This is a genomic window from Embleya sp. NPDC020630, assembly GCF_044334985.1.
In the GTDB taxonomy this organism is placed as follows: domain Bacteria; phylum Actinomycetota; class Actinomycetes; order Streptomycetales; family Streptomycetaceae; genus Embleya.
Window position 1 is genome coordinate 155,769 of sequence record NZ_JBIRUB010000013.1, and the last position, 18,557, is coordinate 174,325.

Here is an 18,557-nt window from a genome sequence, read left to right on the forward strand (position 1 = left end):
TGACCAGCGAGACCGAGCACGACGGCGAAACCGAAGCAGATACGAAAACCGATACGGCGACCGATGTCGACCGGAACGGGAGGCGGCAATGGCGGCGGATCGGGTGACCCCACGATCCGGGACCGAGCCGGGGCGCGGGTCCCCCGGCGGAGCGGACACCGACCTCGACGTCGTGATCGACGTCGACCACGACCTCGAAGTGGCCTTCAGACGGCAACTGCACGCCGAGTTGGGGAGCCAGGACGCCCGCCCGATGGCCGATGTGGTGGCCCGTGCCGCCGCCCGGGGCCGGCGGCGGGTATGGATCCGCGCGGGCGCCGTCGTGGCCTCGATGGCCGCGGTGGTGACGATCGGGGTGCTCTCGGCCACGGTCGCCCTGGACGCGGGCGAGCCCGAGTCGCAGCAAGCGATGTCACCCGCGTCGAGCGGTGTACCCGAGGCGCGACCTCGGTCGGAGGCGGCCGAGGCCCGAATCGCCGAGGCGCGGGAGGTGATCGCACGGCAGCTGGGTGACCTGCTCGTCGCCCTGCTGCCGGCGGAGGGCACGAAGTCGGCGGTACGGACCGGATATTCGCCGGAGTACGGCATCTCGGCCGAGCTGACGTGGGACAACGGCCAGGGACCGGCCGGGGTGTCGATGTCGCTGCGCTCGGGCGAACTGGCCGCGTGCGCCCCGGATGCCGCCACCGAGCCCAGCCGGATCGACGAGTACGGGCGCAGACACCACCTCAAGTGCGTCGGCCCGCTCGGGGAGGCCGACCGCTTCGCGTCGGAGTCCGTGCGCAGGACCGAGGCCGGCCTGGTCTGGGGGCAGGGCATCCAGATTCCGTCGGGGCCGACCGTGTTCCGGCTGTTCTGGGCCATCGGGCCGCTCGACCGGGTGGAGATCCCGGACGAGAAACGACGGATGCCGTTGACCGACGACCAGGCGCGGGCGATCGTGCGGGACGCGCGCTGGTCGGACATCTCCCGGCAGTTGCGGGCAGCCGAACCGGGGACGGGGTGAGCGGGCGCGCCATGGGCCGACGATCGAGATCACGCACCCCGGCCGGGAGCCGCGCGTGAGCCAGGGCGAGGGCCCGCTCGCACGCCCGCCGGCGACTGGTGACCGGCGCGTGGGTCGTCGCCGGGGTGGTGACCGCCGTGGTGCTCCTGATCGCACTGATACCGCACGGCTCCGGCGGCGGCTCACCGACCGCCGACATCGGCGCCGCCCGGCCCGAGGCACCGACCGGACGGCTGCCCGAGGCCTCCCCGAGCCCGGACGGGCCGTCGGCGCAACGGGACCTGCCGGTACGGACATCCGCCTCGCCGGACCCCGAGGCGCAGGCGAGCGTGCCGTTCGCCCTGGACGCCGAACTGCGGCTCGGCGGAACGTTCGTCACCGTGCCCGGGGAGGCGGCGGCGCCGCGTCCGGGGCGGCGAGTCGCCTATCGGGTGGAGATCGAGCAGGGACTGCCCCTGGACGGCGCGCTGTTCGCCGACATGGTGCAGCGCACCCTCAACGATCCGCGCAGCTGGTCCCGGGACGGGCTCGCCTTCGCCCGCACCGACGGCGCCGCGTCGTTCGTGGTGCGCTTGTCCAGCCCCGGCACCCTGCATCGGATCTGCTCGCCGATCGTGGGCGACACCAGCAGGTCCAACGTGTCGTGCAATGCCACCGGCACACCCTGGGTGATGATCAACGGCAGCCGCTGGGCCCAGGGTTCGACCGCGTACGGGGACGACCTCCTCGGTTACCGCCGCATGCTGATCAACCACGAGGTGGGCCACCGGATGGGCCACCAACACAGCACCGGATGCGCAGCCGGCGGCCTGGCTCCGGTGATGATGCAGCAGACCAAGTCCCGGGTGGCGGACAACGGGGAACTGTGCGAGGCCAACCCCTGGCCATACCCGAGCGCCGGCGGCTGACGACCCGCCCGCCCGTTGCCCCGCCGCCGCCCGGCGGACCGCTCAGCGTGGTGGGAGGCGCAAATGGCGCCGCAGGAAGTCGAGTTGATGGGCCAGCAACTTCTCGAAGAGGTTCTCGTCCGTGGGCGTGTGGCCGGTGCGGACCAGCGGCAGCACCTCGTGCGGCCTTCCGGCGGCGAGCAGTTCGCCGGACAGGCGCAATGTGTTGGCCGGCCAGACGTTGTCGTCGGCCAGCCCGTGGATCAGCAACAGGGGTCGGCGCAACTCGGCGGCCGAGGACAGCGGTGAGCAGGCGGCGTAACGTTCGGGGTGCTCGTCGGGACGGCCGAGGAAACGTTCGCGCCAATGCGTGTCGTACAGGCGCTGGTCGGTGACGGCGCCGCCGGCGATCGCGGCGTGGAAGACGTCCGGGCGGCGCAGGATGGCGGTCAGGGCCAGTGTCGCGCCGAACGACCAACCCCGCACGGCGACCGTCGAGGCGTCCAACTCGGGCCGCTGGCGCACCACTTCGGCCAGCGCGGCGACCTGGTCGGCGAGCACCGGGCCGAGGATGTCGCCGGCCGGCTCGCGCTCCCAGGCCGGACCGCGCCCCGGCGTCCCGCTGCCGTCGGTGATCAGCACGGCGAAGCCCTGTTCGGCGAACCACTGGGAAACGAAGGTCATCGGCGCCTGCTGAGCGGTGACCCGCTGGAGGGCCGGACCTCCGTACGGGTCGACGAGCACGGGCAGCGGCGGGTCGCCCGCGCGATGCCACGACGGCAGCAACACCTGGCTGTGCAGGCCGCGTTCGGTGGTGATGATCCGGGTGGCGCGCAGCCGCAGGACCGGCTCGGCCGGATACGAGCGGATCGGCACGGCGGGGCGATCCGCACGCAGCACGTGCGTGCGGGCGCCCGGACGATCGGGGGTCCGGGCCGTGTGTACGAGCGTGCCCGCGCGGCGCACGCCGGCATGTACGCCCGCCTCCCCGTCGAGCCGTTCGGCGCCGGCACCCGGTCGGTACGTCCAGATCCCGGCCTCGGTGGGGTCGTCGGCGGCGCCGAACAACACGTCGTCGCCGTCCACCCCGAACACTTCGCGCACGTGCAAGCCCGCCGGGGTGACCGGTACTCCGTCCAGGGTGAGTCGGCGGGTGCCGTCGGCGTCGGAGTGCCCGACCAGGGCGCCGGACGCGGTCCGTACCGGGGTGCCGCGCAGCAGGTGCACCCAGTGCGGGTCCTGCCGTTCCGCGAGCAGGCGGGTACGGCCGTCCCCCTCGTCGGCGGCCAATACGCGGACGGTGCGCTGGTCGCGGCTCTGCACCTCGGCGAACGGGCCGTGGGCGTCCCAGCCGGCGGCCGTCAGGTATTCGAACCCGGCTCGGTCCCAGCGCACTTCGACGCGTTCACCGGCGAGGGTGACGAGCCACAGGGTGACCTCGGCGTTGGGGTCGCCCGCCGCCGGGTAGCGCAGGGCGCGCGGCGCGACGCCCGGATCCGTCGGGTCGGCGAGCCAGCGGATCGGCACCTCGCTCTCGTCCACGCGGGCGACCAGGAGCCGCGTACCGTCCGGGGACCACCAGTAGCCGCGGTCCCGGCCGATCGACGCGGTCGCGACATACTCGGCGACCCCGAAACGCACGTGGGTGCCGTCGGCTTCGGCGACCGCCCGGTCCCCGGTGCCGTCCGCCTCGACCACCCGCAGCGCACCGTCGGCCAGATAGGCGATCCGCCGCCCGGCCGGGTCGGGGCGGGGGTCGGCGACCGGCCCCTCGACGGGCAACCGACGCGCACGCCCGGTCGGCACGTCGACCACCCACAACCCGTCCGGCAGCACGAACGCGGCGAGACGAGCCGCGTCGTCGGTGGCGTACGCGGCGATCCCGGCCCGGCCGGCCGCCCGCGCCGAGCGTGCGGGATCCAGGAGCAGCCGCTCGGCGCCGGTGTCGAGGTCCAGACACCACAGGCAGCCCACCGGATCCTCCCCGGAACGACTGCGCAGGAACAGCACCGACGCACCGTCGCCGGACACGGTGAACGCGGTGGGCAGACCCGAGGTGAACCGCCGAGTGCGCACGAACTGCCGGGGCAAACCGATCATCGACATGCGCTACAGACTGGCCGCCGGGCCCGGCCCCGCCGAATGTTTCGCCACCCGGCGAAACAACCCGGGCCGGCCGGTTGACGGGCGCGCGTCGCGCCGGCGGCGGCGCGGACCGGCGCGCGTCCGGGCTTTCCTGTCGGCTTCGCACCGCTTGCGGCCCTTCGGACGCACGTGGCCGGCGTTGTGCCGAGCACGCCCGCCGCCCACCCCGGCCACATCGGCCCGGTCGGGCCGTAGCGCTCTCGGCGCACGCCGTATCCGGGGCGTCGGGGGCAACCTTCCCAGGCCGAAAGCCGGTTGGCCCGCCGCGCACGCGGGCGGGGCCGTGTGTCAGGGTGCTGTCATGGGCGAGAAGCCGCGTGCCGATCAGCCGAGTCCGCCGCGCGATCACCGACGTCGCCGGTGGGCCGCGCCGGTGGTCGCCGTGATCGCGGTCGGCCTCGGCGGGACCGCGCTGCTCAATGCCGCCGGGGAGGCGCCCGCGCGGTATTCGGCGACCGCCGACCCCGCGCCGCCGCCCGCTCCCGTGGACGCGGAGGGCTGCCCCCGGTGGGTCGACCCGACCACCCCCGACTGGCGGTTGCCGAACCATGCCGCCCCGGCGGACCCGTTCGTCCCGGGCACGCCGCGCTCCGCCGTGGTGTGCCGCTATCCACGCGACGACCGACCGGCGCGGCACCGCACGGACCTGGCCGGCACGCGCGCCCTCCCGGATCCGACCGAGTACGCCCGGGCGCTGCGGACCCAACCCGCGTTGCCCGCCGGCGGCCTCGCCTGCTCCGGGGCGGGTCGCCAGGCGGACTACGTCGTGATGTTCGGGTACGACGACGGCCTGCGCCACGGCGTGCGGGTGATGTCGTCCTGCCCGATCGCCGCCGACGCGCGCCGCGCGGTCCTCCCGGACGCCGCGCTGGTCGCCCGCCTGCACGCGTTGTTCCCCGAACCGGGCATCGAGCCTCGCGCTCCCGGTGTGGCGGCGGTGACCACAAGCCACCGGTGATCCCCGGAGCGTCGGCATTTCGCACCGAACCGGGCGAGGTCGGTTATTTCCGGCCCCGGTAACGGGAAACCGCCGCGCTCCGGAGGCAGGGGCGGCGGCGGTCGGTCCGGCCGGCGGCGGACGGGGCCGCCGCGGGCTTCGGGTGGGTCAATGGGCGAGGCCGCCGACGAGGGAGCTCATGGCGGTGCCCAGGGCCTGCTGCGGGGTGATGCCGTCGGTGGCCGAGGCCGTGCTGTCCGGGGTGGTGAGGGCGATGTCCGGGGGCGGGGTACCCGCGTTCGCGACGGGGGTGGCGAGTGCGGCGGCGCCCGTCGCCAGGACCACGGCGGCGATGATGCGTCGAGTCTGGGTCATACCGTGCTCAACGCCGGGATCGGCCGGGGGCTACGCCATGTCACCCGCCCGGGCCTGCGCGGGGGCGGTCCGCCCCGGCGTACCCCGGCGCTCGTCACCGGCGCGGAGCCCGCGCGCCCCGGCCGGCTCAGTCGGGTCGCCGCGCCTCGAACAGTACCCGGGTCGAGTGCGCGAGGAACGGTCCGTCCCGTTCGATGAGTTCGTGCAGGTCGTGGAGTCGGTCCCGGTAGGCGTCCACGGTGAAGCCGGGCACCAGCCAGATCACCTTGCGCAGGAAGTACACGACCGCGCCGACGTCGAAGAACTCCATCCGCAGCTGTTCCGTCCGCAGATCGACGATCTCCAGACCGGCGGCCCGCGCGTCGGCGCTCTCGGTGTCCGGGTGTCGACCCTTGCGCGCCTCGGGCTGCGGGCCCAGGAAGTATTCGATCAGCTCGAACACCGAGGCCGGGCCGACATGCTGGGCCAGATAGGTGCCGCCGGGCCGCAACACGCGGGCGATCTCCGACCACCAAACCGTCGCCGGATGGCGGCTGGTGACCAGGTCGAAGGCGGCGTCGGCGAACGGCAGCGGCGGTTCGTCGGGGTCGGCGACCACCACCGCGCCGAGCGGGTGCAACAACTCCGTGGCCTTGGCCACGTTCGGCGGCCACGACTCGGTGGCGACCATGGTGGGCGGCAACTTCGGTACGCCGGCCAACACCTCCCCGCCACCGGTCTGGATGTCGAGGGCGGCGGACACGCCGGCCAGGCGCTCGCCCATCAGCCGCTGGTATCCCCACGAGGGGCGGGCCTCGGTGGCCCGTCCGGCCAGCCAGGAGAAGTCCCAGCCGGCCACGGACACCGACTCGGCCTCGGCGGTCAGATCTGCAAAGGTGCGTGACATATCCGCATCAATACCGCGCCGCCACCCATCCGGCAAACGTTTTCCGCCCCGGCCCATCGCCGCGAAACCGGCCGAGCGCGGCCGGGGCGGGATGTGCGGCGACGCACGCCACCGTCGCCGCACATCCCGCCCCGCACGGTCGTCGTGCCAGGCCCTGTCCGGCGGATCTTGGCGGGTCCGCGCCGCCTGGCATCCGCCCTTCGGGCTCCTCGCTGCGCTCGCCTCGCCGCACCGGAGAAACAGCCGAAGAGAACCACTATGCGGCTGCTTCTCCGGCACGCCGATGCACGGCACCGGACGACGCGGCCCGATCCACCAAGATCCGCCGGACAGGACCTAGCCGACGAACTCCCGGTCCCCGTAGTGGACCGTGGCCGACGACCAGTCGCCGCCCAGGGTGCCGACGAAGCGCTCGACCAGGGCCGCGTCCGCGCGGTCGGCGACCAGGATCAACTTGCCACCGCGCACCGTGACCGAGCCGCCGAAGAGACGTTCGCGCGCCTCCGGGTCGGCGGCGAGCCCGTCGTGCAGGCGCTGCACGCCCACGTTCGGCACCTCGACCTCGATCGCGTCCGCGCGCGGGGAGTCGGCGCGCAGGTACTCGAAGGTGAGCACCGACTCCTGGTCGTAGCGCTTGCGCAGCACGTCGGCGATGTGGTTGAGCTCCGCCGCGTCCAGGCCGTCGACGTCGAACTCGCGCGAGCGCTCGTAGGTGACGCTCTGCGACTCGCCGGACCAGAACACCCCGTCCAGCAACGAGGACTTGTCGGGGTCGGCACCGTGCGCGCGGATCGTCGCACGCACCTGGCAGGCGAAGCGGTTCAGTTCCGTCCGCAGTCGGGGATCGTTCGGATCGCTGATCACGGCGGTGTTGTCGGTCACGAAGATCTCCGCCACCGGCAGATGCCGGCGCGTATGGCCGGGCGAGGCGTCGGCCACGCAGGCGGGGGTGTGCGTGGACGCGGCGACCGCGCTCTGGGCGCCGCCGGCGCCGATGGTGATGCCGAACGCGAGGACAAGGGCGGCAGGCCAACGCTTCATGTGGGATTCCCCCTGGATGCATGGGTCGTCATGGGACGGACGAATGATGGGACGGGTGTGGCGCACGATCATCGAAATGATCATGAAGCAGAAGATACCGGAGAGTTGCCGTGACCGTGCACAGCGTCACCGACTCGTGCGAGGCATCACCAATTTCGGTACGGAGCACGGCAGTCCGTCAACGCCACCTCTCGAACCGCTCCGCACGGAAGATGGTGAACAACACCCGCAACACCAGTACGCAGCTGACCACGAGCAGGTTGTAGCCGAACACCTGGTACAGCCCCACACTTTCGCCCACACGCGGCCCGCCCTCGGTGCCCAGGAGCAGGACCGCCATGATCCCGGCGGTCGCCCCCAGCACGGTCAGCAGCGTCCGATGCAGCAGCGAGGTGACCACCCGGCGATCGCGCTCGTCGGCCAACAATCGTACGTTGACGCCCAGTCGTCCCTCCTCCAGTGCCCCCGTCAGCCGCTCGAAGCGGCGCGGAAGCCGGCGCAACACCGGGAGCAGGTGCAGCAGTTCGCTCGTGGCCGCGTCGCGCAGGCTGCCCGGTTCGAACTGTTCGGTGACGTGCGCGGTCGCATAGCCGCGTGCCTCGGCGAAGATGTCGAAGCCCGGTTCGATCCCGGTGAGCGTGCCCTCGACCGTGGCCAGTGCCCGGAACACCGCCGCGATCTCCGGCGCCACGGTCAGCTCGAACGCGGACACGAGCCGGAACAGGTCGGTGAACATGGCCATGTCCGGCGCCAGTCCCGCGCTGAGATGGCGGGCCATGAACCGGCCGAGCGCACGTTGCAGCCGCTGCTCGTCCAACTCCGCCGGGCGGGTCACCACCCGCAGCAGCGCGTCGGACATCGCGGCGGGATCGGCCCGGCCGAGCGCGAGCAGCAGATCCTGCAATCCGCCCCGCAGTTGTGCGTCGATCCGGCCCACCGAGCCGAAGTCGAGCAGCGCCAACCGGCCGTCGGTCAGCAGCATGATGTTCCCCGGATGCGGGTCGGCGTGGAACACCCCGTCGAACATGATCTGCCGCAACAACTCGCCGAGCAGCGTACGGGCCAACCCGCCACGGTCGAGCCCGCGTTCGTCGAGCGTCTGCACGGCGGTCCCCAGCGGTATCCCGTCCAACCGGTCCAGGACCAGCACCCGCGCGGTGCTCAACTCGGGGTGCGGCCGGGGCAGGATCAGCTGCGGATCCCGCCGCCCGGACCCGGCGGCCAGCACGGCGGCGGTGTTGCGCGCCTCGATCCGGAAGTCCAGTTCCTCGCGCAACGCGACCGCGAAGCCGTCGGCCAACTCGACCAGACCGAGCGCGTGTCCCCACGCGGTGCGCCGATCCAGACTCGCCGCGAGCCGGGCCAGGATGTCCAGGTCCCGCTCGACGATCGGCCCGATCCCGGGGCGCTGTATCTTCACCACGACCTCGCCGCCCGAGCGCAACCGGGCCCCATGCACCTGGGCGATCGACGCGGCCGCCAGCGGCTCCGGGTCGAATTCGGCGAAGACGTCGGACACCGGCGCGCCCAACTCGGCGGTCAGCAGAGCCTCGACCTCGGCCCACGGCGCGGGCGCGACCCGGTGTTGGAGCAGCGCAAGCGCGTCCACGAACTCGACCGGCAGCAGGTCGCGGCGGGTGGACAACACCTGGCCCAGCTTGACGAAGGTGACCCCGCCCTCCTGGAGCGCCTGTTGCAACGAGCGGGCCAGGACCGCGCGCCGGCCGCCCGCGTCGGCCCGGCGCCGACCGCGCAGGTACGGGCCCAGTCCGTGCCGGGCGGCAATCCGGCTGATCTGCGAGTAGCGCCGCCCCCGCGCGGCGCGCCGACGCAGTCCGCGGACGAACTCGACCGTGCCGGGCCACGACCCGCTCGGCACGAGTGCCTCGATCACCACGATGAACGTCATCGAGGCGAGCAGCGCGACGCCGAGCGTCACCGTCATGAAGACGCCGGGGTTGTGCCGCTGGATGTTGCCGCCGACGGCCCACGACACGACCATGCCGAGCAGCCCCGCCGCGAGCGTACGCCTCGTCCCCACCGGCAACCCCAGCAACCGCCGGGCGCCCCAGGCCAGTCCGACGACGAGGGCCAGCGCGGTGAGCGTGGTCGCCACCCACAACACGCCCCGATCCACGCCGGCCTCACCCGCGCTCAGCACGGGCACCCCCGGGAGCCGGCCGCGAATATGACGTGTCCGTCGGCGGGCGCCGAGAATCCATGCGACATGCTGATGAGACCTTCCCCGAGTGATCTTGCACGTGCGGAGGAGAACCTACCGCCCGACCCCCCACCCGGGGCCGGGCGAAGCGCCGTCGAGGGCTTGGATCATCATCGTCGTAGGGCGTCGCCGCCCTCGCCCTCGTCGTCGGGAAGAAGGTCGGAAGGCACATGACTCGGTCGCGCACGTTCACCTGGCAGGACCCGAAGCTCTCCGCCGTCGCCGTGGGCACCATGTCGGGGCTGGACTTCCTGCGCGAGATCGTGGCCGGACGGCTGCCCGGACCGCCGATCGCGGCCAATCTCGACTTCACCCTGGAGGAGGTCGAGGAGGGCCGGGCGGTGTTCGCCGTCGTCCCGGGCGAGGAGCACTACAACCCGATCGGCAGTGTGCACGGCGGGCTCTACGCCACCCTGCTCGACTCGGCGGCCGGCTGCGCCGTGCACACCACCCTCGCCAAAGGCGTCGGCTACACCTCGCTCGACCTGTCCACCCGGTTCCTGCGGCCGATGACGGTGGATACGGGCAAGGTCCGGGCGATCGGCACCGTGCTCACCCGGGGCCGGCGCACCGCCCTCGCCGAGGCCGGCCTGTACGACGCGAACGACCGGCTGCTGGCCCACGCCACCAGCACGTGCATGCTGTTCGACCTGCCGACACCCTGACCCGAGCGGTCGTCCCGGCGCTCGGGCGAAACGCGGCCGGGGCACCGGCGGGACCGCGGTCCCGGCGATGCCCCGGTGGCGGTCGAACGTGCGACCGCGGCCTACCTGCGGACGACGACGTTCTCCGCTTGCGGACCCTTGGGACCCTGAGTGACGTCGTACTCGACCTCGTCGTTCTCCTCCAACTGCTTGAAGCCGGTGCCCTGGATGGCGGAGAAGTGGACGAAGACGTCCGGACCCTTGTCATCCTGCTCGATGAAGCCGAAGCCCTTGTCCGCGTTGAACCACTTCACCTTGCCTGTTGCCATCGTTCATTCCTTCATCTGATGCCACGACGCGCGACGGGCGCGTCCGCCGGAGCCTCGTCGCGACTGCGGCCCCCGAGATTTCCCGCCCGGCCGGCGGCGAAACACGCGGTGGACGCGGGCGGCGGCCCCGGATCGGCTCAGCGGGCCGAGTAGCCGCCGTCCACCAGGTGGTAGCTGCCCTGGACGAACGAGGCCCGGTCGGACAGGAGGAACGCGGTCAGTTCGGCGACCTCCTCGGCGGTGCCCAGGCGGCCCTGCGGGTGCAGCGACACCAGGAGCGCGTGCTGCTCCTCGTCGCTGTCCCGCAGCAGCGGGGTCTCGATGAACCCGGGGCCCACCGCGTTGACCCGCACGCCGTGTTCGGCGTATTCGACGGCGGCGGTCTTGGTCAGGCCGATCACCCCGTGCTTGGCGGCGACGTAGGCGGCCTGACCGGCGAAGCCGTTGGTGCCCAGGATCGACGACATGTTGACCACGGCCCCACCGCCGGCGGCCAGGATCGCGGGCAGTTCGTGGCGCATCGAGTAGAAGACCCCGGACAGGTCGGTGGCGATCACCCGGTCCCAGGCCGCGACGTCGTACTCGCCGGTGGGCCCGCTGGGCCCGGCGATGCCCGCGTTGTTGACCGCCAGGTGCAGCGCGCCGAAGGTCTCGACGGTGAAGCGTACGGCGGCCTCGACCGAGTCCGGATCGGTCACGTCCACCGCGACCGCCGCGGCCCGCGCGCCGGTGGCTGACAGGGCGTCGGCGGCCTCCCGGGCGCCGGCCTCGTTGAAGTCGGCGAGGACGACCGCGGCGCCGCCCGCGGCGAGTCGGTGGGCGATGGCCAGGCCGATGCCGGATGCCGCGCCGGTGACGAGGGCGACCTTGCCGGCGAACTCGACGGCGTACTCGGGGGTGGTGGTGCTCATGGGTGGTTCACGACCTTTGTGGAACGGGTGTTGCCTGATGTGGGATGGACGTCCCCCGTCGGGTCGGCGAGCATGCCGACCAGGGCATCGAAGAACCGCTCGGCGAGCGCCGGCAGCGCCCCCGGATCGCCGGTCCGGGCCCAGGCCCGCAACGCGGCGACCAGGGTGCCGGCGCCGGCCCCGACGACCACCGCGGGGCGCGGATCGTGGTCGGGGTCGACGCCCAGACGGGCCGCGATCACCCGCACCGATTCGGCCTCGGCCTCGACCCGGATCCGCTGGTAGGCGCCGAACAGCGCCGGCTCACCGTCGACCCGGCGGAACAGTTCCAGGTGTCGGGCGAGCCGGGCGTCGGCCGCGGTGTACTCGATCGCCAGCCAGTCGGCCACCGCGGCGCGGTAGGCGAGCAGCGGCGATTCGGCCTCGGGACGGGCGCGCAGCGCGTCGTTGATCCGGGCGGTGTTCTCCCGGAACTCGGCGAGGATCGCGTCCTCCTTGCCGGCGAAGTGCCGACTGAACGTGCGGCGCGTGACCCCGGCCCGCTCGGCGACGGCCTCGACGGTGACTCCGTCGAGACCGTGCGCGAGCAGCAGCTCGACGGCGGCGTCGGACATCGCCTCCCGACTGCGCCGGGTGCGTTGCCGACGGCCGTCGGACTCGGGGTCGTCGATGCTCATATCAGCACCGTAACACCCTATTGTCCCGATGGGACATAACCCGCCTCGGGTCTCGGGCTACCTCAGCCCTCCGACCTCGCCCGCCGCCCGTCGGGTCGCCGCCTCGTCGAGGATGTACGCCGGGGTCAGGGTGTGTTCGTCGTGGTCGTCGTAGTAGCGGTGGTACACCGGGGTCAGCCCGCCCGAGACGGGTGGCACGATCCAACTCCAGTCCGCCGGACACCTGCGACCCGCCTCGGCCTCGCGCTCGACGTGGCGCAGGAAGCGGGTGGACTCGGTGTGGTGGTCGGTGATGGTCGCGCCGGCCGTGTCGAAGGAGTGCAGTACGGCCCGGTTGAGCTCGATCAGGGCCCGATCGCGCCACAACGTGCGCTCGCTGGAGGTGTCCAGCGCGAACAACTCGGCGATCGCCGGCAGCGCGTCGTAGCGATCCGCGTCGACCAGGTTGCGGGCGCCGATCTCGGTGCCCATGTACCAGCCGTTGAACGGCGCCGCGCTGTACGAGACGCCGCCGATCTCCAGGCGCATGTTGGAGATCGCCGGGACCGCGTGCCAGCGCAGCCCCAGGTCGGCGAAGTCCGGGTGCTCGGGGTGGGTCAGCGCGATCTCGCGGATCGCGTCCGGGGGCAGTGCGTACGGCCGCAGCCGGCCGTCCCGGCCCTCGATGATCAGCGGCAGCGGGTCGAACTCGGTGCCCTCGCCGCGCCAGCCGAGTTCGTGTGCGAGATCGGTGATGCCGAGATTGCGGCCGTCGCCCACCGGGGTGCCGTCCGCGCGACGGTAGCCGGCGTAGCGGATCAGCTGCTCGTTCCAGATCCGTACCTGCGGACCGGTGGGGGTGTCGGGGGCGAACACCGTCAGCGTCGGGCGGATCCGGCCGCCGCGCCAGGTCTCGCGCAGGTGCCCGGCGCACTGCGCGGCGACTTCGTCGGGCCGGCTCACGTGTCGGCGGTCGCGCACGGCCAGGCTGTTCCAGTACAGCCGGCCGATGCAGCGGGCCGAGTTGCGCCAGGCGACCCGGGCGCCCCAGGTGAGTTCGGCGGAGGTGTGGGTGTAGGTGCCGGTGTCCCGGATCTGCTCGGCGATCTCACGCCATCGACTCGCGGGATCCACGGGCGACTTGGTCTCACGGAGGAAACGCTCCAGGAAGGAGCGGGCGAGTTCGGGATCGACGGCACCGCGGGGGCGTGGGGAGTGGATCAGCGGTGGCGGGGCGGGCAGGGATGCCGCCGGTGCGGCGAGTTGGGCCGGTATCGCGCCCGCTTCGACCGCCGCCGCGGGAGGGTGGCCCGGTGGGGCGGGGAATCGGCCCGTGGGACAGGCGACTTCGTCGGGCGGTGACGGAACTCCGGGATGGGACCCGACGGGTGACGGCTGATCCTCGCGGATTCGGGTGCTGCCGTGTTCGGTCAACGTTCTCCTGGGAACCGGCTCGGCGGCGCGACGACCGGGTCGCGGGAGCCTGTTTCGGGTCTGGGCGGGGTACGAGACGGCGAGGGTGGTCCGAGGGTTCAGCCGGGTGCCTCCGCGGCGACGGGGGTCGGGATCTCGACCTCGGCCTCGTCGGCGTACGCGCCGACGACCGGATCGTGGTGGATCTGGCTTCTGTTCAGGCCCAGTCGGCGCAGTACCCGGGCGCTGTCGAGCACCATTGCGGGAGGTCCGCTGAGATACGCGTCGCAGTCGAAGCGCGGCCCGTACTCGCCGACCACCTCCGATATCCCTCCGCTGATCCCGGCCAGGGTCAGGTCGTCGAGCGCGGGTCTGACCCGCAGCCAGGACACCTTCTGGGACAGGCGCAGCAGGTCCTCCAAGCCGTACAGGCCGCTGTGCGCGCTGGCGCCGTAGAAGAGGTCGACGAACCGATCGGTGCCGTAGTAGGCCAGTTCCTCCACCATCGCCTTCAGCGGTGCGAGTCCGGTACCGCCCGCGACGCACAACATCGGGTTGGGTGCCAGGTGGTCGACGACCATCTCGCCCATGGCGGCACCGAGTTTGATCCGGTCGCCCGGCTTGGCCTTGTGGACCAGGGCGTTGCTGACCCAACCGGCCGGTACCGAGCGCACGTGGAAGGTGAGCAGGCCCTGGGGGTCGGGCGCGTTGGCGATCGAGTAGGCCCGCCATACCCGTGGCCACCACGGGGTTTCCAGGAACGTGTACTGGCCGGCGCGGTACGGGAACGGGATATCGGGGCGGACGGTGACCACCGCGATGTCGTCGGCGGCCTTGTGGTGCGAGACGATTTCGGCCGCCCAGTGCGGGGGGTTGGTCCGGGCGTCCTCGTCGGCGGCGCCGGTCATGATTTTGGCCGCCGCGCCGTACGCGCGTACCCAGGCGGCCTGTACCGCGTCGTTCCAGGTTTCGCCGCTGTAGCGGGCGAGTGCGGCGACCAGGCATTCCCCGACCAGGTCGTAGTGTTCGGCGATCACGTCGAACTTGCGATGGTCGCGGCCGAGTTGGCCTAAGTAGCCGTGCAGCGCGGGAGCGTCGTCCAGATCGCCGACGATGCGGATCAGTGCGTGCAGCAGGCGATCGCGCTGGACGTCCATCGCCGGGGGGAAAAGGTCGCGGAGTTCGGGCTGCCGCAGGAACAGCAGCGCGTAGAAGTGGGACGTGACGTCGGCGGCCCGAGGAGCGACGACCGCGAGGTTGTACCGGATGAAGTCGGCGTCGTTATGTCGGATGTGGTCTGCGTCGTTGGATTCCAAAATCGGCCCATCGGTAGCCCTTCCACAAGAGGGTTGCTCGGCCGGTTCCGTCGCGAGTCCTTCGCGAGTCCATCGCGGAACACCGGCGGCCGGAACACGATCATCGGATCATTGGCCCGGCGTCAAGCCGAAGGCCCGGTTCCGGTTCTGGAGGGATAGAAGTCTGTTATGCGCCGGTTGACCGGTAATCCACCCACACTCTCCGCAGCCGTACGCACACGTATGGGAGTGGTAAACCCCCAGGTGAGAGTGCAATTCCGGCCGGCGGAGAGCGGCGTGCGAGGGTGCCGGGAACCGCCCGGCCGGAGCCCGGGACGGCCGAGTGCGTCGTCGCGGAGGTGGGCGGCACGCGCCGAATCGTGTCTACGCGCGTCGCGGACGCATCGCGCGAGTGGCCGCCCCCGACGGTTGTGGGCGGGGGCGCGACGCCCGGGAATCGGCTCGGCGAAGCCTCGCCGCGCGCCCGAAAAGTCCGCATAAGCGCACGGACCGCGCCCCGGGTCGACGCGAGGGCGCGGTCCGTCGGCGGTGCGGGTGGGGTCAGAGCGGGGTGATCTCGCCGTGAGCCTGCGCCAGGAACCGGTAACCGACGCCGTTGGCCTTGATGCCGGCGCGCTCCTCCTCGGTGAGTTCGCGCCGGATCCGGCCCGGTACACCGGCGACCAACACGCCCGGCGGCACCCGCATGCCCTGCGGGACCACCGCGCCGGCGGCGATCAGGGCGCCGGCGCCGATGTGCGCGCCGTTGAGGACGGTGGAGTTCATCCCGACCAGGACGTCGTCCTCGATCGTGCAGCCGTGCAGTACCGCGTTGTGGCCCACGGACACCCGCGCGCCGATCACCGTGGGGAAATCGGGGTCGCTGTGCACGGTGCAGTTGTCCTGGATATTGGTTTCGGGGCCCACGGCGATCGACTCGGCGTCGCCGCGCAACACCGCGCCGTACCAGACGCTCGACCCGGCGGCGAGGGTGACGGCGCCGACCACGGTCGCGTTCACCGCGACGAACGCGGCGGGATCGACCTGCGGAACGCGTCCGCCCACGGCGGCGATCAGCGGGTTGGACATGACCCTCCTTCGACACGCGGACCCACCCGATCCGCGACCCTGGCACTGTAGCCGCGGCTTCGCGGCCCCCGACCGGCAGTGCCACGCCCCAGGGGGCCTGTCTCGGCCGGATTCCGCGGCGCAAAGGTCGCGCGCCGCGATGTCGTCGGGTTCTGCGCCCGATGCCTGGGCATACTGGCGGGATGGCTGATGCGCGGCGGTTGCCGGGGATGGGTGCGGGGCGGCTTCGGGGGGTGTGCCTCGGGTTCAACGGCGCCGTCGAGGAGTTTCCGTTCGGACGGAACCCGGATGTGTCGACCTTCAAGGTCGGTGGGAAGATCTTCGCCCTGTCCACGCTGACCGACACGCCGCCGCTGCGGGTGAGCCTGAAGTGCGATCCGGACCTGGCGGTTCGGCTGCGCAACGATCACCCCGCGATCGTGCCCGGCTACCACCTCAACAAGCGGCATTGGAACACCGTGACCCTGGACGGCTCGTTGCCGGAGGCGATGGTGCGGGATCTCATCGAGGACTCCTACGATCTGGTGGTCGCCTCCCTGCCGCGACTGCAACGGCTCAGGCTCGACTGGCCGGGGCAGCGGGAACGCAATCGCGAGGACGGATAACGGCGCCGACACCTTCCGGTCCTCCCGGCCGGCCCTGCGGCCGGACGGGGTGGCCGCCAACCGGCGTCGTTCGCCAGCGGGTTCCGAGGCGGTTCGCGCAACAGGATGACCGCTGCGACGAGTTCCGGGACGAGGCGGCTCGCGGTCGTCGTCCCCGGAGTGGCCCGCCCGGTCGGCGGTGGCCGCACGTATCGGGAGGGTGTGGGTTCGGGCCGTGGGGCCGTGGGCGATTTCCCGGGACCGTCGGGTGGGTGGTGGAGGTCGTCGGCCGGGTCCGCCCGCCTGCCGCGCCCCGGGCGGGGGCGCGGATTGGCTCGGCCCCGTTCGATTTCTCGCTCATTCGTTCGCTTTCTCGGGTGCACCAACCGCTATTCGGCATGCCGAAGTCGGAATTCCGGAAGGGGCGCGGCCAAGCAATACGGAACGGGTGCGAGGGTGACTGAGGGTGAGTCTCCGGGAGCCGTCGGCCGGTCGGAGTGTGGTGTGAGCTGCGGGTTCATGGACTCGCCCCGCCGTGATCGGGGCGCCCGGGGCGCCCCGATCCGTCATGTTTCGTGGTGGGTTCCGGGGGCGATCGGCCCGATTCGGCGCAGGGAGTCGGGAAGCCGGCCCGGATGTGCCTTCCTTCCCCGGGATCCGCCTGTTTCGGGATCCGGTTCGCCCTGGAGCGCCCTGAATCGCCCTCCACGGGCCTGGAGTCCACCGCCCGTCCCAGGGGTCGACCGGGGCGCTTTGAGCGACTCTGTCCCGCGCGTGGACCCTTTCACGGCCGACGCATGGTGCCCCCGGCCGTACGCCCGCCGTCGTGAGCCCCGGATCGGCGTGCGCTCGCGGCATTTCCGCCACCGGTATCCCTCCCGTCGTGGGGCCGCCCGATGTCCCGAGTTCGACCCGCGAGCACGCCTCCGGCCCGGCCGACGCCTCGTGTTGGGGAGCCCGGTTCCGTCCCGTGCGCCGACGGGTGTTGGCGCGCCGGGGTGGGAAATCGGTCTCGACCGGCCGCGTGTCGGCGCGTATTTCCCGATTACCGGACCCTCGACAGGGGGCCGAAGGGGTGTTTCCCGCGCCGGATCCGAGGGCCCTCGTGCCGCCTCGGGCCTTGTCCCACAAGGGGAAAACGGTCCTCCGCCGGCGAACGTCGCGACCGGATACGCGGATTTGGTCGGTGTCGGACCGATCTCCGTGCGGGGTCCCCGTCGTTGATCCAAGGGGGTGTTTCGAGCGCGTCGTTACCGCAGTTCGAAATGCCCCCCGTGTGACGGAGAGTTACAGTCATGGAAATGGGTACTGGCGCAACGGCGTTCGACCCGATCGGTCGGATGGTCCGGCCGGTCGAAAGCGATCGGTACCCCCGCACCACGAAAGGCGTCTCATGAACAAGGCACAACTCGTCGAAGCCATCGCCGACAAGCTCGGCGGCCGGGCTGCGGCCGAGGAAGCGGTCGACGCGGTTTTGGACACCATCATTCGTTCGGTCGTCGCGGGTGACCGGGTCTCGGTCACCGGCTTCGGGTCGTTCGAGAAGGTCGACCGGGCCGCTCGTTACGCCCGTAACCCCCAGACGGGCGAACGGGTTCGGGTCAAGAAGACGTCGGTGCCGCGCTTCCGCCCGGGCCAGGGCTTCAAGGACCTCACCGGCGGTACCAAGAAGCTGACCAAGGGCGAGACCGCGATCAAGAAGGCGTCCCCGGGCACCGTGTCCGGCGGCACCACCGTCGCGGGCAAGAAGGCCGCGGCCAAGAAGACCACCGCGAAGAAGGCCACCGCCAAGAAGACGGCCAAGAAGGCCACCACGCGCGCCGCCGCGCCGGCCGCCGCGCGCAAGACCACCGCGAAGAAGGCCACCACCCGGGCGACCGCGGCGGCCAAGACCACCGCGGCGAAGAAGACCACCGCCAAGAAGGTGACCGCCAAGAAGACGACCGCCAAGAAGACCACGGCCAAGGCGACCCCGGCGAAGACCACCGCCAAGAAGGCCGCCAAGCCGCCGACGCGCGGCGCTTCCGGTCGCAAGGGGACCGCCGCCAAGCGCGCGACCGGCGCTCGCAGCGCCAACCGCGCCTGAGGACCACCCGGTCGGATGTGATGGTCGGACCGCCCACACGGGGCGGTCCGAC

The 18,557-nt window shown here is 72.2% G+C and carries 17 protein-coding genes; 6 read left to right on the forward strand and 11 right to left on the reverse strand.

Going from position 1 to position 18,557, the window contains the following annotated elements; all coding sequences use genetic code 11:
• Positions 1-88: 88 nt before the first annotated feature.
• Both ACH4XV_RS34270 and ACH4XV_RS34275 read left to right on the forward strand, forming a co-directional pair.
• Positions 89-1,006 carry a hypothetical protein gene (locus ACH4XV_RS34270; protein ID WP_395796226.1) on the forward strand — a complete coding sequence of 306 codons (918 nt, stop codon included), beginning with the start codon at positions 89-91 and terminating at the stop codon, positions 1,004-1,006.
• Positions 1,007-1,104: 98 nt separating this feature from the next.
• Positions 1,105-1,914 carry a DUF3152 domain-containing protein gene (locus ACH4XV_RS34275; RefSeq protein WP_395796227.1) on the forward strand — a complete coding sequence of 270 codons (810 nt, stop codon included), beginning with the start codon at positions 1,105-1,107 and terminating at the stop codon, positions 1,912-1,914.
• 42 nt (positions 1,915-1,956) lie between these two features.
• Here ACH4XV_RS34275 and ACH4XV_RS34280 read toward each other — a convergent pair whose 3' ends face one another.
• Positions 1,957-3,999: a prolyl oligopeptidase family serine peptidase gene (locus ACH4XV_RS34280; protein WP_395796228.1), complete on the reverse strand. Its 2,043-nt coding sequence runs from the start codon at positions 3,997-3,999 to the stop codon at positions 1,957-1,959.
• Positions 4,000-4,339: 340 nt separating this feature from the next.
• Here ACH4XV_RS34280 and ACH4XV_RS34285 point away from each other — a divergent pair, with 340 nt between their 5' ends.
• Positions 4,340-4,996: a hypothetical protein gene (locus tag ACH4XV_RS34285; RefSeq protein WP_395796229.1), complete on the forward strand. Its 657-nt coding sequence runs from the start codon at positions 4,340-4,342 to the stop codon at positions 4,994-4,996.
• 147 nt (positions 4,997-5,143) lie between these two features.
• On the opposite strand, the gene ACH4XV_RS34290 is transcribed toward ACH4XV_RS34285, so the two are convergent.
• From ACH4XV_RS34290 to ACH4XV_RS34305, 4 genes are all read right to left on the reverse strand, one after another.
• Entirely contained in the window at positions 5,144-5,350 is a 207-nt protein-coding gene (locus tag ACH4XV_RS34290) for a hypothetical protein (protein ID WP_395796230.1), read from the reverse strand.
• A 127-nt stretch (positions 5,351-5,477) separates the two neighbouring features.
• Entirely contained in the window at positions 5,478-6,236 is a 759-nt protein-coding gene (locus ACH4XV_RS34295; protein ID WP_395796231.1) for a class I SAM-dependent methyltransferase, read from the reverse strand.
• Between the two features lie 336 nt (positions 6,237-6,572).
• Positions 6,573-7,277, reverse strand: a complete 705-nt coding sequence (locus ACH4XV_RS34300; protein ID WP_395796232.1) for a hypothetical protein — start codon at positions 7,275-7,277, stop codon at positions 6,573-6,575.
• Positions 7,278-7,455: 178 nt separating this feature from the next.
• A complete protein-coding gene (locus ACH4XV_RS34305; protein ID WP_395796233.1) occupies positions 7,456-9,444 on the reverse strand; it encodes an ABC1 kinase family protein in 1,989 nt (662 codons plus the stop codon).
• 224 nt (positions 9,445-9,668) lie between these two features.
• On the opposite strand from ACH4XV_RS34305, the gene ACH4XV_RS34310 reads away from it, so the two are divergent.
• Complete coding sequence (locus ACH4XV_RS34310; protein ID WP_395796234.1) at positions 9,669-10,163, forward strand: PaaI family thioesterase; 495 nt, start codon at positions 9,669-9,671, stop codon at positions 10,161-10,163.
• Between the two features lie 101 nt (positions 10,164-10,264).
• Here the strand turns inward: ACH4XV_RS34310 and ACH4XV_RS34315 are convergent, their stop codons facing one another.
• The 6 genes from ACH4XV_RS34315 to ACH4XV_RS34340 form a co-directional block, all read right to left on the reverse strand.
• Entirely contained in the window at positions 10,265-10,471 is a 207-nt protein-coding gene (locus tag ACH4XV_RS34315; RefSeq protein WP_395796235.1) for a cold-shock protein, read from the reverse strand.
• Positions 10,472-10,608: 137 nt separating this feature from the next.
• Positions 10,609-11,382, reverse strand: a complete 774-nt coding sequence (locus ACH4XV_RS34320) for an SDR family NAD(P)-dependent oxidoreductase (protein ID WP_395796236.1) — start codon at positions 11,380-11,382, stop codon at positions 10,609-10,611.
• Positions 11,379-12,059, reverse strand: a complete 681-nt coding sequence (locus ACH4XV_RS34325) for a TetR/AcrR family transcriptional regulator (RefSeq protein ID WP_395796237.1) — start codon at positions 12,057-12,059, stop codon at positions 11,379-11,381. Before ACH4XV_RS34325 ends, ACH4XV_RS34320 begins: the two co-directional genes overlap by 4 nt.
• Positions 12,060-12,116: 57 nt before the next feature.
• Entirely contained in the window at positions 12,117-13,259 is a 1,143-nt protein-coding gene (locus ACH4XV_RS34330) for a nitric oxide synthase oxygenase (RefSeq protein WP_395796290.1), read from the reverse strand.
• 311 nt (positions 13,260-13,570) lie between these two features.
• On the reverse strand, positions 13,571-14,767 hold the full coding sequence (locus ACH4XV_RS34335) for a globin domain-containing protein (protein ID WP_395796238.1): 1,197 nt from the start codon (positions 14,765-14,767) through the stop codon (positions 13,571-13,573).
• A 540-nt stretch (positions 14,768-15,307) separates the two neighbouring features.
• Positions 15,308-15,835, reverse strand: a complete 528-nt coding sequence (locus ACH4XV_RS34340) for a gamma carbonic anhydrase family protein (RefSeq protein WP_395796239.1) — start codon at positions 15,833-15,835, stop codon at positions 15,308-15,310.
• A gap of 209 nt (positions 15,836-16,044) precedes the next feature.
• On the opposite strand from ACH4XV_RS34340, the gene ACH4XV_RS34345 reads away from it, so the two are divergent.
• Entirely contained in the window at positions 16,045-16,440 is a 396-nt protein-coding gene (locus ACH4XV_RS34345) for an MmcQ/YjbR family DNA-binding protein (RefSeq protein ID WP_395796291.1), read from the forward strand.
• Between the two features lie 1,372 nt (positions 16,441-17,812).
• Positions 17,813-18,505: an HU family DNA-binding protein gene (locus ACH4XV_RS34350; protein WP_395796240.1), complete on the forward strand. Its 693-nt coding sequence runs from the start codon at positions 17,813-17,815 to the stop codon at positions 18,503-18,505.
• Positions 18,506-18,557 lie beyond the last annotated feature (52 nt).